Annotated in this window: 8 protein-coding genes; 4 read left to right on the top strand and 4 right to left on the bottom strand. The window is 36.6% G+C overall.

Annotated features, from left to right (window positions below):
* Positions 1–16 precede the first annotated feature (16 nt).
* A complete protein-coding gene (locus L2586_RS16135; RefSeq protein WP_235293963.1) occupies positions 17–2,416 on the top strand; it encodes a PA14 domain-containing protein in 2,400 nt (799 codons plus the stop codon).
* 280 nt (positions 2,417–2,696) lie between these two features.
* Here the strand turns inward: L2586_RS16135 and L2586_RS16130 are convergent, their stop codons facing one another.
* Both L2586_RS16130 and L2586_RS16125 read right to left on the bottom strand, forming a co-directional pair.
* Complete coding sequence (locus tag L2586_RS16130) at positions 2,697–4,154, bottom strand: sulfatase (RefSeq protein ID WP_235293962.1); 1,458 nt, start codon at positions 4,152–4,154, stop codon at positions 2,697–2,699.
* Between the two features lie 12 nt (positions 4,155–4,166).
* Positions 4,167–8,258 (bottom strand): hybrid sensor histidine kinase/response regulator transcription factor, encoded by a 4,092-nt coding sequence (locus L2586_RS16125; RefSeq protein WP_235293961.1) that lies wholly within the window; start codon positions 8,256–8,258, stop codon positions 4,167–4,169.
* Positions 8,259–8,577: 319 nt separating this feature from the next.
* Between L2586_RS16125 and L2586_RS16120 the strand changes: the two genes are divergently transcribed.
* The 3 genes from L2586_RS16120 to L2586_RS16110 all read left to right on the top strand — a co-directional run bounded on the left by L2586_RS16120 (position 8,578) and on the right by L2586_RS16110 (position 14,809).
* A complete protein-coding gene (locus tag L2586_RS16120) occupies positions 8,578–11,631 on the top strand; it encodes a SusC/RagA family TonB-linked outer membrane protein (RefSeq protein WP_235293960.1) in 3,054 nt (1,017 codons plus the stop codon).
* A gap of 19 nt (positions 11,632–11,650) precedes the next feature.
* On the top strand, positions 11,651–13,204 hold the full coding sequence (locus tag L2586_RS16115; protein ID WP_235293959.1) for a RagB/SusD family nutrient uptake outer membrane protein: 1,554 nt from the start codon (positions 11,651–11,653) through the stop codon (positions 13,202–13,204).
* Between the two features lie 117 nt (positions 13,205–13,321).
* On the top strand, positions 13,322–14,809 hold the full coding sequence (locus tag L2586_RS16110; protein ID WP_235293958.1) for an arylsulfatase: 1,488 nt from the start codon (positions 13,322–13,324) through the stop codon (positions 14,807–14,809).
* A gap of 112 nt (positions 14,810–14,921) precedes the next feature.
* Here L2586_RS16110 and L2586_RS16105 read toward each other — a convergent pair whose 3' ends face one another.
* On the bottom strand, positions 14,922–15,098 hold the full coding sequence (locus tag L2586_RS16105) for a hypothetical protein (protein WP_235293957.1): 177 nt from the start codon (positions 15,096–15,098) through the stop codon (positions 14,922–14,924).
* A 124-nt stretch (positions 15,099–15,222) separates the two neighbouring features.
* The gene (locus tag L2586_RS16100) at positions 15,223–16,803 is read right to left on the bottom strand and encodes a hypothetical protein (protein WP_235293956.1); all 1,581 of its coding nucleotides are present in this window, start codon (positions 16,801–16,803) and stop codon (positions 15,223–15,225) included.
* Positions 16,804–16,845 lie beyond the last annotated feature (42 nt).

Here is a 16,845-nt window from a genome sequence, read left to right as displayed (position 1 = left end):
CTAATATCGCAATAACATGAAAAAAATAGTCTTTACATTTTCTTTATTGTGTGCTTTTCTAGGCAGCATACATACTCAAATATGTGTTGGTACGCCTGGTGAACTTGAGTGGCACGCTTGGGAAGGGCTGTATGATGGTTACTTTTCAGAATTAACCGCTGATCCTAACTATCCACAAACGCCAGATGTAGTAAAAAATATCTTCAGACTTAAAAGTCCACCAAATTATAATGATTACTACGGAACGAGAGTGGAAGGATTCCTCCATGTGGAAAGCAATACGAGCGTTCAATTCAATGTTACGGGCGACGACCAAGTGCAATTTTACTTAAGTACCGACGAAAATCCTGATAACACCTCATTAGTTGCTTCGCTTCCTGAAACGGTAGGTGAAGAAGAACATGATGAATTTCCAGAACAAACTTCTACTACCTTCAACCTCATTGCAGGACAGTATTATTACTTTGAGATTATTCATGTAGATCGCTGGGGATCAGACCGTTTTTCTATCTTCTGGAAAACAGACTTGGTCAGTAGTACCGAATGGAATGTTATAACAGCAGCATATATCTATGGCGTAGGATGTAAAGAAGAAATTTGCCCAGAAGCAGGAACGCCTTGTAATGATGGTGATGCTTCTACTGTCGATGATATAGAAGATGGACATTGTAATTGTTTCGGAAAGGCACCAGAAGGGGATGCATGTGTAGGAGAACGTGGAACGCTAACTGGTTATCGATATGATGGTATTCCAGGTGGAAATTTAAATGACTTATATGAGGCTTCTAATTTTCCAGGTATGCCTTCCACTAGTGAGCAATATGAGTATTTTGGAAGAGAATCAACCAATGAATTGGCGGATGTTGGCTTCGGATTGCAAGCCTATCTCACCGTTCCAGTAAGTGGCAATTACAAGTTCAATGTGACGGGAGATGACAATGCTATTTTGTTTTTAAGTTCTAATGAAGATCCAGAAAACAAGCAAGCGCATCAAGCATTGGTTTCAGGATGGACTAATATGACAGATCATGACAAATACATATACCAGAGTACTTCTAACATTTACCTAGAAAAAGGAAAGTATTATTATATGGAAATCAATCAGAAAGATGGAGGTGGAAGTGAACACTTTTCTGCATTCTGGCAGACTCCATTTACAGAAGCAGGTGTCTGGAAACGAATTCCATCTGTTTACTTTTTTGACTATGAATGTGAATTAGCATGTATTCCTGCAGGCACCTTATGCGATGATGGGAACCCATTCACAAATGATGACCAATATGACGAAAACTGTGATTGTGTAGGGATTCCATGTTCAGGCCCTGATTGCGATAGTCCACTTGCTAATTATATTCCGAAGGAGAAATGTGCGCCGACAGATAACCTAGACAACAGAGAAGAAAGTGTGTGGGTTTCTTGTGAAAGAACTGCGAATCCTAATGCGAATCGGTCGGATGGACACTGGATCATGTATGACTTAGGAGAAAGACATGAATTGCACAATACGCAAATATGGAATTACAATGTCAATGGAAATACCCAGATAGGCATGACGGCAGTTGCTATAGATTTTTCTCTTGATGGAAGTTCTTGGACAGAATATGGAACGTATAATTGGGCATTAGCTACTGGAAACAGCAGTTATTCAGGCTTTAATGGTCCAAATCTGAATGGAACTTATGCTCGATATATTTTGATCAGTTCGTTAGACGCGGGCTCATCATGTAAAGGACTAGGAAAGGTGGCTTTCAGTGCTGTTCGTTGTCCACTTGCAGGAACGCCCTGTGATGACGGCGATATTCTTACGTCTAATGATTCCTACAATAACAATTGTGAATGCAGAGGATCAGAACTTAGCGTAAATGATTGCGGGGACCTTCAAGTTTTGCTTGGTGACAGTGTTTTATATGATAAGAAATATAGTGCGATAGAAAATGTACAGTCGATTAGTCAAGTTGCACCATCAGGACGAGTGGCTTTTGTAGGTGGTAAATCTGTAATTTTAGAACCAGGTTTCGAGACTAATGACCAGACAACATTTATCGCGTCTATCGATCCATGTGATACACCTGAGATGAGAGCGTTAGTACGAACTAGGGCACAAGAAATTGCAGAGAGAGCAGAAGAGCGAAAGAAGGATAAAATCAATGTTCTAACGGTCAGAAAGACAGAAAATGAATTAATCCAAGTTTCATATTTTATAGAGAAAGCAGGGAAAGCGACATTAGAAATATATGATTTAGCGGGAAATAAGGTTTATACTTTAATAGATCATGATTTTAAGAATCAAGGATTGTATCATAAGACGTTTAGGACTAAGAAATTAGGTGAAGGAAACTTGACGGTGAAGTTGATTACAGGCGAGACTGCATTGAATAGACAGATTCCTATGGTTGCGGAGGAAGTTAAGAAGTAGAGGATTTTGTGTGTCTTGTGAGTCTTTTTTCTCGGGTTAAAACCCAAGTTCCTATAGTTTCCTAGTCTCTATTGTAAATTTCTTATTCAGGAATTATCCTCGAGATTCATTCTCCCAATGGACCTTGTAGTTCAGTATGAGTCTTTTTTCTCGGGTTAAAACCCAAGTTCCTATAGTTTCCTAGTCTCTATTGTAAATTTCTTATTCAGGAATTATCCTCGAGATTCATTCTCCCAATGGACCTCATACTTCAGTGGGAGGCTTATTTCTTATACAGGAATCAGTGCGAGACTTCATCAATTAATTTCTTCTCAAAATCCGCATTATATACAGGATTTACTTCGGTAGGTTCTGGAGCATTCATCCGCTCCTTCCACTCTTCCATTTTCCCCAATAACTCCTCCGCCTTTTCTGGCTCTATCAGAGCCAAGTTATTCCTCTCTCCTATATCCTCTTTCAAATTATAAAGCTCTAAAGTCTTATCCTCATAATAATAATGCAACTTCCAGTCACCTGAAATAATTACCGTTCCTGGTCTTGTCCGAAAAAGTGGATCTCTACCATCGTCTAACTTCTTATTATATGCTTGTAAGTAAATCGGAAAGTGCCAAAACAAATCTCTAGTCTCTATCTGTTTACCAAAAAACAATGGTGAAATATCATTTCCATCAAAGACTTCAGGACCATTCTGAGATTGAAGAATAGACTGAAATGTTGGAAAAAAATCAAGATTCGTAACTCTTGTTTCATTTTCACTTCCCGCTTTGATTTTATTAGGCCACTTCGCAACTAACGGCACTCTAATGCCACCTTCATAATAAGAGCCCTTTCCAGCACGAAGAGGTGTCTGGCTTGAAATGGCTCTGATACCGCCATTATCCGATGTGAAAACAATTAGAGTATTTTCTTCAAGTTCTAACTCCTTCAACTTATCCATTAATCGACCTACATTCTGATCCATGGAATAAACCATGGCCGCAAATTTAGGATTAGACTGTCCATTACTACCTTCCTTATTTTGAAATTTCTTAAGCAAATCTTCTTTCGCCATGATCGGCGTATGAACCGTATAAAATGGCATATACAGAAAAAATGGATTAGCCTGATTGTCCTCTATAAATTGAACCGCCTCTGTCGTTAATCGATCTGTCAAATATTCACCATCAGGCCCATTTTCGATATTTTCTATGATATACGGTGAGAAGTATCCACCGCCTCCTGGATTTCCTCTACCATTACCACCAACATTGACATCAACTCCCTGTTTCAGTGGATCATCTCCCACATGCCACTTCCCAAAACTACCCGTGACATATCCCTCTGATTTAAACATATCCATCATCGTAAACTGATCTTCTTTCAGATGCTTGGTATTTTTAATTGGGATTACTTTTCTTGTTTTTGCATTTCCACGATCAGACGGACTTACCGTATAAACACCATGCTTGGGAGATTGCAGTCCAGAAATCATACATGCCCTACTCGGTGCACAATTCGCTGCCGAAGCATATGCATTAGAAAATACCATACCTTCCTCTGCTAGTTTATCCAAGTTCGGAGTGTCATAGTATTTACTCCCCATAAAAGCGAGGTCTTTCCATCCTAGATCATCTACTACAATGAGCACCACATTTGGCGAAGACGATGGCTTTTCAGACAACATTTTCGGGCTACAAGCAATAGCAAATATGGATATGATCAGTAGGTTAAAAACAAATTCAATCTTTCTAAATTTCATCGGTGTTTATTCTTATTCAATGACTTCATGCTCAGCACCAACAACTTCATTTTCCTGCACAAACTGCTTATTGTAGGCCATCGGTGTGATATTATATTCCTTCTGAAAACAAGTACTAAAGTAACGTTGGCTTTTAAAGCCAGTCATTTCAGCTACCTCCACAATATAGAATTTGTTAAGTTCTATAATTTGTTTAGCCCGCTTTAATCTCATTTTTTTTATCAGATTAACCGGCGTATCATTCATTAATTTCTGAATTTTCCTGTACAAATTAGCTCTACTCATGCCTACTTCAGATGAAAGGAACTCTACACTTAGATTCGTATTTGCAATATTCTTTTCAATAATTTCAATAACATCTTTTAAAAGTCGCTCATCAGGTGATTCTATTTCGACTTTACTTGGTTCCGCAGTTATCTTTTTACTATAGATTTCCATCATAGATTTCTGATAACTTAACGTATTACTTATTTTCCATTTCAGAAACTCAAGACTGAAAGGCTTTTCTATGAAGTCTTCCGCGCCGCACTGAATACTTTCTTTTTTCGTCTTTTCGTCAATATTAGCTGACAACATGATCACTGGAATATGGCTCAGGTCATCATTCTTTTTTATTTTTTTCAAAAACGAAATCCCATCTTCCTCAGGCATATAAATATCACATATGATTAGATCAGGGCGCTGTTCGCTTGCAACCTTCATTGCATCAAGACCGTTAATCGCAGTGATAATTAAATGATCCATTTCCAACTGCTCTTTTATCATATTCTGAAATTCTTCATTATCATCGACGATTAAGATCTTCCCTTGTTGATTTACTTTTTTCAACACTGATTCCGGCTCAACAACGGGCAAAGCAATGGAAGTCGCAGACTTCAGCATTTCAATTTCATAATCTTCTATTTCTTCCTCTTTAGACACTTGATGCAAAGGATACAAATCTCGATCTGCCGGTAACCAAATGGTAAATTCTGTAAATTCATTAACTCGACTGTCCGCTTTTATATGTCCAAGATGCAATCTCACTAATTTACTTACCAATTCCATCCCTATTCCGGTGCCTTTCATTTGAGCGACTGGCTCATCTTTAGCTTGGTAGTACCGATTGAAAATATGTTGCAAATCAACCTCATTCATTCCCACGCCAGAATCTCTTACAATACATCTCAGATATCTTCCTTCTTTTAATTCAGGAGAAGGCAAATTTTCCAGGTCAATTTTTACTTCAGATAGATGAATCTCAATTTTTCCATTTGCCGGAGTATGTTTTAATGCATTTGACAATATATTATTAACGATTTTCTCAAGAATTGCTAAATCAATAAAAGAAACAATCTCCTCCTTATCGGCATGAAAGGTCAAGGCAACTTTATTAATTCGTGCAAGGTCAGAAAAATTAGCTTGAATGGTCTTGATCACTTGAACTGCATTGCATTTTTTAACTTGAAGTTTGAATTCTCCCTCACTGTGCTTTCTGATATCCATTATCTGATTAATCAGATGCTTCATTTTGTTTGCATTATTAAATATTCTAGATCTATTCTTATGATTTCCGTCTCCTTTATTCTTAGAAATAAAGTGTTCCATTGAACTTAGGATAAGCGTAAGTGGTGTTCTCAGCTCATGTGCGATATCTGTAAAAAATACCATCCTCATATTATGAAACTGATTATCTTTTTCTCTGGAAACCCTTGTTTTCAGTAAGTTCTTTTTCAGGGTATACCATCTCCGATAGGCAATATAAAAACCATATAATAGACCAATTCCACACAGCACGTAAAAAACACAAGCCCACCAGCTTAACCAAAATGGTGGTGTAATTTTAATCTTCAATGTAGTAGGAACATCATTCCAGAGACCATCACTATTCGTACTTTTTACTTTAAATGTATACTCGCCTGGACTCAGATCAAAATAATCTGCTTTATGTGTATTATCTGTTGGAAAAATCCAGTAATTATTAACACCTTCTAATTGGTATGCATATAGATTTTTAGCGGGAGCACTAAGATCCGAGGAAGAAAATTCTATCGATATATCATTTTGATTATAAGGTAGGCTTATCTCTTCTTGCTCACTATCAGAAGCAAAATCAAATTCTTTCTGGTTGCGCTGGGATTCATTTCCGTAAATTTTTAACGAACTAATTCTAGTAATAGGAACGAGAGTGTTTTCTACATAATTATCACATATAATCTCATAAAAACCACCTCTAAATCCAAAGTAAATCTTCTCACTATCAATAGACTTCGTACTTGAATTAAAGTTGAATTGTGTAACTTCTAGACCATTTATATTTCCGAAACTAGCAATAGACTTATCATCGAAGGAGAGCCGAGCAATCCCATTCTGCGTGCTCATCCAAATATTATTCCTATGATCTTGTTCTAAAGAAGAAACCGTGTTAGAAGGCATCCCCTCTTTAACAGTATATGATGTAAAAACATTCTTCTCTCGCTCGTAGTATATTAGTCCGCCACCTCTTGTCCCGAACCACATATCACCATAAAAATCTTCACAATAACTCAAGAAGGCATTAGAGGTAATGCCGATCTCTAAGTCAGGAAGAAATTGGGTAATTTCTTTCTTTTCGACATTAACTTGATAAAGTCCTTTACCACGCGTTCCTACCCAAATTATTCCCTTTTTATCCCGATATGTAAAACTGATGTAAGCCCCCTTCGTTTTTTCAACGACCTCTTTCTTGAATTCTGAAATGGCCTTCAAGTCATCTTTAATCTGAATTCCCACACCCCAAAACCCAATCCAAAATTCATCAGAATTTATTTCTAGAAAATCATCTACTCTATGACCCAGCGGGCTAAATGTTGTGATTTCTGGTTGATCATTCGAAGTATTATCTATCTGACCAATGGCCATATCTGAAATTGTCCAATACTTCCCTTTCTGCAAACTAGGTTTTATTTTATAGACGATATCATCTACTGGATACGTCGCCAAGCTCTTCTTTGATATAGTATTAAATTTTGAAATTTTATCTAAGTACAGGGCTATCCATAGATTATCTTGGTCATCGTAATAAAGAGATGAAACATTAGCATCATGCAAACTTGGATCAAAATGCTCTAAAGCTACCATATTAAACACTGAAGCATTTCGGACATATTTCTTCAGCCCTTTTTGCGTCCCGATCCATAAATTACCATTTTGGTCTTCAACAAAGCAGTTAATAGGAGTGCTACCGATATTCAAGTCTAACTTTTCAAACCGAAATTGCCCATTCGTTATAACACTTCTGAAAAGTCCTTTATTCGAACTAACCCATATACTATTATCCTTTCTTTCTAGAATAGCTGAAATCTGACTTAATCCATCTTGGTCATTTTCGGATAGGTCAAATTTCTTAAGCACATTGATTTCATGGGAAGAATTAGTATATGAAACCTTATACAACTGATCCTCTGAGCACAGCCACATTAATTGATCTGATGACATCAATATATGATCAACTGAAAAGTCAAGTCCCACTGATTTCAATTTCGACTGATCTAAAAAGAACAATCCTCTATTAGTGGCAACCCATATGCGATCAAATTCATCGGTTTTAACTTCATTAATGAGTAGCTTCTCTCCGCTAAGCTTTTTAGCATTGAATAAAGTATCAACTTCTATATGATCTAGCAGCGATTCAGATTTAATATCCAGCAGCACACTTCTTTGACTCACAGCTTGAATATTACCATAACTACTGATTTCTAGGAACGAAAAAACCTGTCCTTTAAAATAACTATAGAATGCATCTTTTCTTCTAGAATACCTGACTAAGTAACTTTCAGTCCCTATCCAAAGATTTTTTTCTCGGTCTTCATAAATGTGCTTAACCGAATTATTAGGAATGCTGGTTGGGTCAAAAACATCATACTGAAAATGCCTGACTTTATTTCCATCATATTGGTAAAGACCTGAATTAGTCCCTATCCATAATAATCCTTCTGAATCTTCGAAAACACAAACGATCGATTGATGATATGGAAATCCAGGATAATCAAAATCTGAAATGCTAATGCTACTTTTCTGTGCATTGCTGCCACAGTAAATAAACAACAATACAAAAATTAGAACACCACATTTAATAATTCGCATCCGTTATTTTTATTCCTTAAATATCATTTTTTTGTAGAAATGCCATGTAATTGAAATTCCTCCCACGAGCAAATAAAATTCGTTTTGACTTAAAATCCAATCTTACATTACTTTATAAGGCTCCTTCCTGATCACCCCATAAAAATGGCATCATTAGTTCGTGTTTCAAAGAAATAGTGCATATAAAATCTCATTTGCAACATTTTTATACAAAGATTGAGACAAAATTTAATTATGCCGTAGGTAAATTTGCCATATAATAATGTGATACTTATTGTTAATCATGGAATTAAATTTCAAATCCAAAACTCTTACAATTATGCAAAACAAAATTAAAAACTGGATATTTGTACTCGCAATTATCTGTTTTAACGCTTTTGTCTCAAATGCTCAGTCCGAGATTTCAGGGAAAGTCACAAGTGCAAATGACGAACCCATTATCGGAGCGACCATTATTATCAAAGGGACAAATGTGGGAACAACAACTGATATAGATGGCTCTTTTAATATAGCCGCTAGCGAAGATCAGACCCTTGTTTTTTCTTACATCGGTTACAGTGACCAAGAAGTTGTAATAGGCACACAGACACAACTTTCCATAATACTTGAAGAAAACACGGAAGTCCTTGATGAGGTAGTTGTCATCGGATATGGTGTTACTGCTAAGAAAGATTTAGTTTCAAGTGTCTCTTCTATTAAAGGTGATCAATTAAAAAACCAGCCAGTTGTAAGACTTGACCAATCTTTACAAGGTCGAGCCAGTGGTGTAGAAGTTACTTCACAAAATGGTGCCCCAGGTGCTGCAGCAACCATTCGAATTCGAGGAACTAATTCCATTAATGGAGAAAATAATCCTCTATTTGTAATCGATGGATTTGTTTCTGGGTCTGGTTTCGATCTTAATAATATAAATGCGAATGATGTAGAAAGTATCGAGATACTGAAAGATGCTACCGCGCTAGCCATCTATGGTACAAGAGGAGCTGCTGGAGTCATTATTATTACTACGAAAAACGGTTCTGGAGTAAAAACAGGGAAACCTCAAATTTCCTTTAACCAATATTATTCTACTCAGAATGTTGCTAATCCAGTGGAAATATTAGGTGGTGAAGGATATGCAGATTACATAAATGAGTCTGGTCAGTTTGTTCCAGGTCCAGAGGGATATGGCTTTACAGATACTTCCCTCCCACTTGCTATAGAAGATCCTTCAAGTGCTGCGAACACTGATTGGTTAGACTTAATAACTCAAACCGGAACAGCAATCAACACGGATCTATCCATCGCTGGTAATAGCCAAAACACAAATTACTATCTTTCCTTTAACAGATTCGATCAAGAAGGTATCATTCAGGGAAGCGGAATAGAACGTTATCAATTCAGGTCTAATTTTGATGTCAATATTAACAAAAAACTAAAGACTGGAATCCGTCTAAATGTTGCTAATTACCGAAGAGAAAATAGCAAAACTGACTATGGTTTTATAATAGGAGGTGTTCTACCGGTTAGGACGGTGTATGATGAAGACGGTAATTACACAGGTACGAATCCTATTACTTCCGGTAGCCAAAGAAATCCTATTGCAGATATAGATCTAAGAGTAGATCATACCTTATCTAATAATATTACAGGAAATGCTTACTTGTCTTTCGAACCATTAGAAGGTTTATTACTTAAAACAAATGTAGGAACACAATTAGATAAGACTAAAAACAATGACTACTTACCTGGCGCGCTACCAGAAAGGATTTTATCTGGTTCAGGTGGATATGCATCTATTGCCTATTCTGACTACCAGAGTCTATTAAATGAAAATACAATTAGTTATAAAATCCCGCTTGGGCCAACTCACAAACTGGACATCTTAGGTGGATTTTCATTTCAGAAAAATAAGACAGAATCATTTAGTGCAAATGCTACTGGATATCCGAATGATGTTGTACAATTTAACAACCTAAGTTTCGGATCTGATCCTGAAACCTTTAGTATAGGGTCAGGTTATTCACAACGAACATTTGTATCTTCATTCGCAAGGATTAACTATAGTTTTAATAGCAAATACTTATTAACTTTTGCAGCTAGAAGAGATGGTTCATCTGTTTTCGAAGATGGAAACAAATATGCTTTCTTTCCTTCAGTTGGATTTGCTTGGAACATACATGAAGAATCATTTCTTAGTGGAAACAATGCCATTAACAGATTGAAATTCAGAGGTAGTATTGGACAAGTTGGCCAGCAAGGTGTAGGTGTCTATAATTCTATTGCCAAGTTTAACAATACGAATACTTACTTTAATGAAACCTTAGTAAATGGAGTCTTAATTGGTTCATTACCGAGTAAAGATTTAAGTTGGGAGACCACAGAGCAAATAGATTTAGGTCTTGAATTAGGTCTTTTCCAAGATAGAATCATTATGGAGCTAGATTGGTATCAGAAAACAACGAAAGACTTGCTTCTTTCTAAGCCACTTCCTAATACAGCGGGTGGTACGCAATTGCAGAACATTGGTTCTATCCAAAATAGAGGCTTAGAATTCAGCCTCAGATCTTTTAATCTTGCTAAAGGCGATTTCAAGTGGGAAAGCCAATTGACATTATCAGGGAATAGAAATGTTGTGTTAGAATTAGGCGGAGATGAGTTTATCAATCTTAGACAACCTACGAATCAGGGAGGAAACGGAGTGCGATTAATTCCAGGATACGGTGTGCCAGTTTTTGTCGGAGCAACCTACCTTGGCACTTATAAAACAACAGCTGAAATAGATGAAGATGGGACGAAAGGCAAGTCATTCTTAGGAAGTCCTAGATATGTTGATGTTGATGGAAATGGTGTAATCAATAGTGAAGACTTTGTCGTCATCGGAAGTCCTGAACCAACGTTCTATGGAGGGTTTAGAAATACCTTTAGCTATAAAGGATTATCTCTTGATGTATTTCTTCAAGGTGTATATGGCAATGACATTTACAATGGAAGAAACCAAACACACTTATTCGGTAGAGGTGATCAGAATATTTTTCCAGCAGTGCTCGATCGATGGATTCAAGGTGTAAACGAAACATCGGATATCGGAAGAGCAGGTACTTCTACTAGTTTATTCAATCCGAATAGTACTTTGGGTATAGAAGATGGCTCTCACCTGAGACTTAAAGCATTGACCTTAGGATATGACTTCCCTATGATAGGCAGAGGAGCAAGTAGCGTTTTCCAAAGCTTGCAAGTATATGTAACTGGAAACAACCTATTCTTATTGACAAATTTCACCTTAGGTGACCCGGAAGTAAGTAATTACGGATCTTCATTAGAGCAAGGAGTTGCGACGGGACAATATCCCTACGCAAGATCTTTCACAATGGGCGTCAATGCAAAATTCTAAAAAATCTAAATTGAAAAAAATGAAAAATATAAAATCAATAATCATACTGTTTATTCTAGGTTTCTCCATAGCTGGATGCGACAAGTTTCTAGAAGAAGACTTTAGATCTGGTATCACTACAGACAACTTCTTCAATAATGATGGAGAGGCACAACTAGCAGTTAATGGCTTATATAATCTTCTTCATAGCACTAATACTTACACGACTAGAGGATTAGATAATTTCTATCAAAATGGAACGGACGAAAATGGTCCTAGTCGAAATGTAAACGGAACTATATTTAATTACTATGTGGCAGAAGGTGTTGCAGATGGCAATGGAACTTGGTCTGTTCTGTATTCCTTAGCTAGAAATTCAAGTCTTTTTTTAAATTCAATAGATGGAAATGATAAAATTTCTGATGGTGTACAAAAACAAGCTGTAGGTGAAATCTTATTCTTAAGGTCCTTGGCTTACTACCACTTAACCAATATATGGGGGGATGTTCCTTACTTCAGAGAATTACTTTCTGTAGAAGAATTATCGGTAATCGGTAGAACTGATCAAAACTTAATCAAATCCGATATGAAAACTGATCTAGAACGAGCATATTCTCTGCTACCAGTTTCTTATTCAGGTTCTGATCTTGGGAGACCTACGAAGTGGGCTGCTGCCATGTTAAAAGCGAAATTCCATATTCTTGATGAAGAATGGGCGCAGACCAAAGCTGCTTGTGATGATGTAATAAACAATTCACCTCATGTTCTTTTAGATCATTATGCTGATGTTTTCGATCAATCAGATCCTGCTAATCAATACAATGATGAACACATATGGGCTGTAGATTTCACTTCTAATGCCGTGAATGGCAATTTTCAATCAAAAAGAACTGATGATTACAATCCAAGAATCAGAGATGAACCAGCGAATAGAAATGCAAGACCAGGAGGAGATGGCACACCTTCTAACCTCGAGTTATTCCAAGCCTTGTTAAAAGAACAAAATGAAGACATGACCGGTTATGGATGGTCTGTTCCACTTCCAGAAATCGCTAGACAAGAAAACTGGGAAGATGGAGATATGAGATATGATGCGACGATTGTAACGGAACATTTAGGTTTCCAATTAACTCATCCATACTTTAGAAAAAACTGGAACCTTGATCAAGAACACTCATTACGTGGAAATCACCCAGAAAATTACATCGTTTTCAGATTGGCGGATACTTACCTGATGGCTGCTGAAGCAGAAAACAACTTGAATGGTCCAGAAGGAGCATATAGCTATGTGAATGCAGTAAGAGCGAGAGCTTTCGAACCAGACAAACCTTGGTCCGGAATGAGTAAGGATCAATTTAATATTGCACTCCGAAATGAAAGAAAATATGAGTTAAGTGCAGAGGGACATAGAAAGATGGACTTGATCAGGTGGGGCATATTGGTAGAAACCATTCAAACTACTGAACAGCGTGCTTGGAACAATCCAGCGTCAAATATTAAACCGCATCATATACACTGGCCGATTCCACTAGCTGAAATAGAATTAAATCCTAATTTACTGGATTCCGATCCAACGAATAATGGATACAGATAAAAGAAAGTGAGATTTCTATATTTTTGTCAACTGGCAAGTGCTCTTAAATTTACAACGGGGCTTTATAACTGTTATTTTAAGAGTTCTTGCCATTTTTTACCTCGTACAAAACACTTTATGAAAAGAATAAGCTTTTTAATCCTAACTGCAGTATGTTCTTGCTTCTTTATTGCTTGTAATAACACAGCAAATAGTGCTCATAATAATTCAGACAATAATGTGAGTTTAAAACTTAATCAACCTAATATCATCTACATCTTAGCAGATGATCTAGGATATGGTGACTTAAGCTGCTACGGACAGGAAAAATTTACTACTCCTAATATCGATCGACTAGCAAGTCAGGGCATGTTATTTACACAGCATTATTCTGGAAGTACCGTATGTGCGCCTTCTAGATCGGCATTAATGACTGGACTGCATACTGGACACACCTATGTGAGAGGCAATAAAGAAATTATGCCAGAAGGCCAATATCCAATTCCTGACTCCACCTTCTTACTTCCTGAAATGCTTAAGAAAGTAGGATATACAACGGGAGCATTCGGAAAATGGGGCCTTGGATTCCCAAGATCAGAAGGAGATCCAATGAACCAAGGTTTCGATCGGTTCTACGGCTATAATTGCCAAAGATTAGGGCATCATTATTATCCATATCATCTATGGTCTGACAGAGATTCTATAAGCCTGAAAGGAAATGCTGGTAAACAAAAAAATGAATACGCTCCAGCACTTATCCATGATCAGACATTAAAATTTATAGAAGACAACAAGGATAATCCTTTCTTCTTATTCGTAGCATCTATCATTCCTCATGCTGAATTAGCAGCACCCGAGGAATTTATGGAAAAATATCGTGGAAAATTCTTGCCAGAAAAAAAATACATTGGAACAGATAGCGGCCCTTCCTACCGCACAGGACCATATGAATCACAGGAAGAAACACATACAGCATTTGCTGCAATGATCGATTTATTAGATACTCAAGTAGGAGAAATCATGGACAAGGTGGAAAAGTTGGGTATCGCAGATAATACCATTATCATTTTCACTTCTGATAACGGCCCGCACACAGAAGGTGGCGCAGATCCAAAATACTTTGACAGTAACGGCCCGCTTAAAGGAAGCAAAAGAGATCTATATGAAGGTGGAATCAGAGTTCCTATGATCGTTAAATGGCCGGGACATGTGGAAGCTAAATCAACATCAGACCATGTTTCTGCGTTCTGGGATGTCTTCCCTACTTTCGCGGAAATAGCAGGTTATGATAACAAAGAAGACATAGATGGAATTTCGTTCTTGCCTACATTAACTGGAACAGAACAAGCAGAACACGAATATTTATATTGGGAATTCCACGAAAAAGGCGGCCGTCAAGCAATCAGAAAAGGAGACTGGAAAGCGGTAAAGTATAATGTGCTAAGAGATCCTGAGAAGCCTTTAGAATTATACGATTTATCCAAAGATATTGGTGAAAAAAATAATGTTGCTTCAGAACACCCAGAGATCATAAAAGATATGGAAGAAATTCTTAAAACAGTAAGAACGGATTCTGATATTTTCAAATTTGAGCAATCGGGTTATTTACAATCTAAAGCAGATTAAAGAATACATTTACTAATCTCCAAGGGTATTAAGGGTTAAGGAATTATAAGTATATGTAGGTTTACAGCGTTCAATAAAAAAAGCCAGAATAAATATTCTGGCTTTTTTATTTCTATTTTGCTTTCTTCTTGCCGCCTTTCTTCGACTTTACTTTTTTAGACTTTGTCGCTTTAGACTTTGGCTTCGAAGAAGATTTTGTTTTTTTAGCTTTTTTCAGTTTGCTTTGCTCTTTCTTTAACTTCGACTTTAAAGATTTAATGCTCTTTTTGAGTTTCTTTGTATTTGTCATTCTTATTATTTATTAACATTAATTAAACCTAAAGTTAACATTAAATTTACATAGGTCAATATTAAAGCTAAGAATGATATAAAACTTAATCTCCGATTATAAATGTTTCTTTAGATTCAAAGACTTAATGAATAATATGCTTGTAACTCCCAATTCGGCCGTCTAGGATTACTTGAAAAACAAACGCTCCTTTTAACTGACTGATGTCATGACGAAGGTTTGTAGTCAAGTCCATTGATTGAATCAATTTGCCATCTAAATTGAAAATATTAACCGAAGCAGATACAGCACTCGAAGAATTTATAGTGATCCCATTCCCTTCAAAACGAACATCTAATTGATTACTTTTCATCGAAGATATTGAACTAGGAGGTCCTAATGGTAGATAATAAAGTTCTCTCCCTAACTGAGGATCAAGGTTGCTAATGTAATACAAGTTATTATCTACTACACCTAGAATATAGATGGAGTTTAAATTTAAGGAACGTTCTTCGAATTCTTTCAACAATTTATACGATCCATCATCCATATTGATTTCATATAAAACCGGTTCGAATCCATTAGAAATATCTTTCGCAACGTATGCGAACTGATTATTAGTAACGATATTAGAATTGTATTCTCCCATTTCAATTAACACCTTAGATCCTTCAGCTGTTCCGTCCGAATAAATAATGTTATTACTCCCATTAAAAAAGCCTCCTTCTGGCAATTGAATGATAAATTTATCACCATAATTAGCTTTTTCAAATCCAAAACCTTGAGTTGTGGATACCTCTGTTGTCTCGCGAATTAGATATTCTTCTCCAGCTACACCATTTATCGCATAGTATCCTTTCTCTCTAATTAATCCTACACTAACTTTATCAGAAACGTTTTCTAATCTATCAAATGGAGCTGTACTGCCATCGGTTTTTAATTTTGAAAAACTGAAGTTTCCATCTAAGTACTTATATGTTGCTGATTCCTCTGAGTCTCCACTGATAACGAAAACAAGCCCATTAGAAACTGGATTTAAACCAAATGGCTTGGAAAAAAATGCAGGATCAACGATTTCACCAACTTCTTTGAACTGTCCATCCTTAAGAATCACAAGTTGGATGTTATCACCAAAAGGACCAGACTCTTCTAAGAAAGCAATATCATCACCGTACAGACAATATAGATTTGATGCTGTAGCAAAGTCACTTACAAAGTTTACACCGTTTCTTAATTTTTTATTTTCTGTCCCATCATAACTATATAAATTCCCCGCGTAGGTGTAGTACAGCACATTAGACTTAGAAACTATTAAGCCAATTGGACTATTAGAATTCCCATCTATTTTGAAAATCATTTCTGTACCTTCTTCCGTTCCATCTGTTTCCCAAAGTCCACTTCCACCAGAGCCATCCTTCGCTGCAAAATATACCTTATCATTGTACACGGTTAATTCTTTAATGTCAGAAGATTCACTTCCTTCTAGAATGTCCTTCACAACTTTGATTTCATTATTTTCAATGATCCCTATTTCCTCTCCCGTTTCTTCAGTAGTGACGGGTAGAAAAATCTTGTTGCCTACTTGAACAGATGAATAGCTATATTCATCACTTTGGAATGCATCCTCAAGGCCTTCATAAAAATCGGTAACTAAAACAGGATCTTGTGCTAACAAGGAATTATTCAGTAAAAAAAGAAAAAATATAGTCTTTAATAGTTTAATCATGTGTATGTCAATCTGTATTTAAATATTTCAATTAGACCACAA

This window comes from Portibacter lacus (assembly GCF_021533215.1).
GTDB lineage: Bacteria > Bacteroidota > Bacteroidia > Chitinophagales > Saprospiraceae > Portibacter > Portibacter lacus.
Note: the sequence above shows the minus strand (reverse complement) of the source record. Positions and strands in the feature narration are given on the sequence as shown.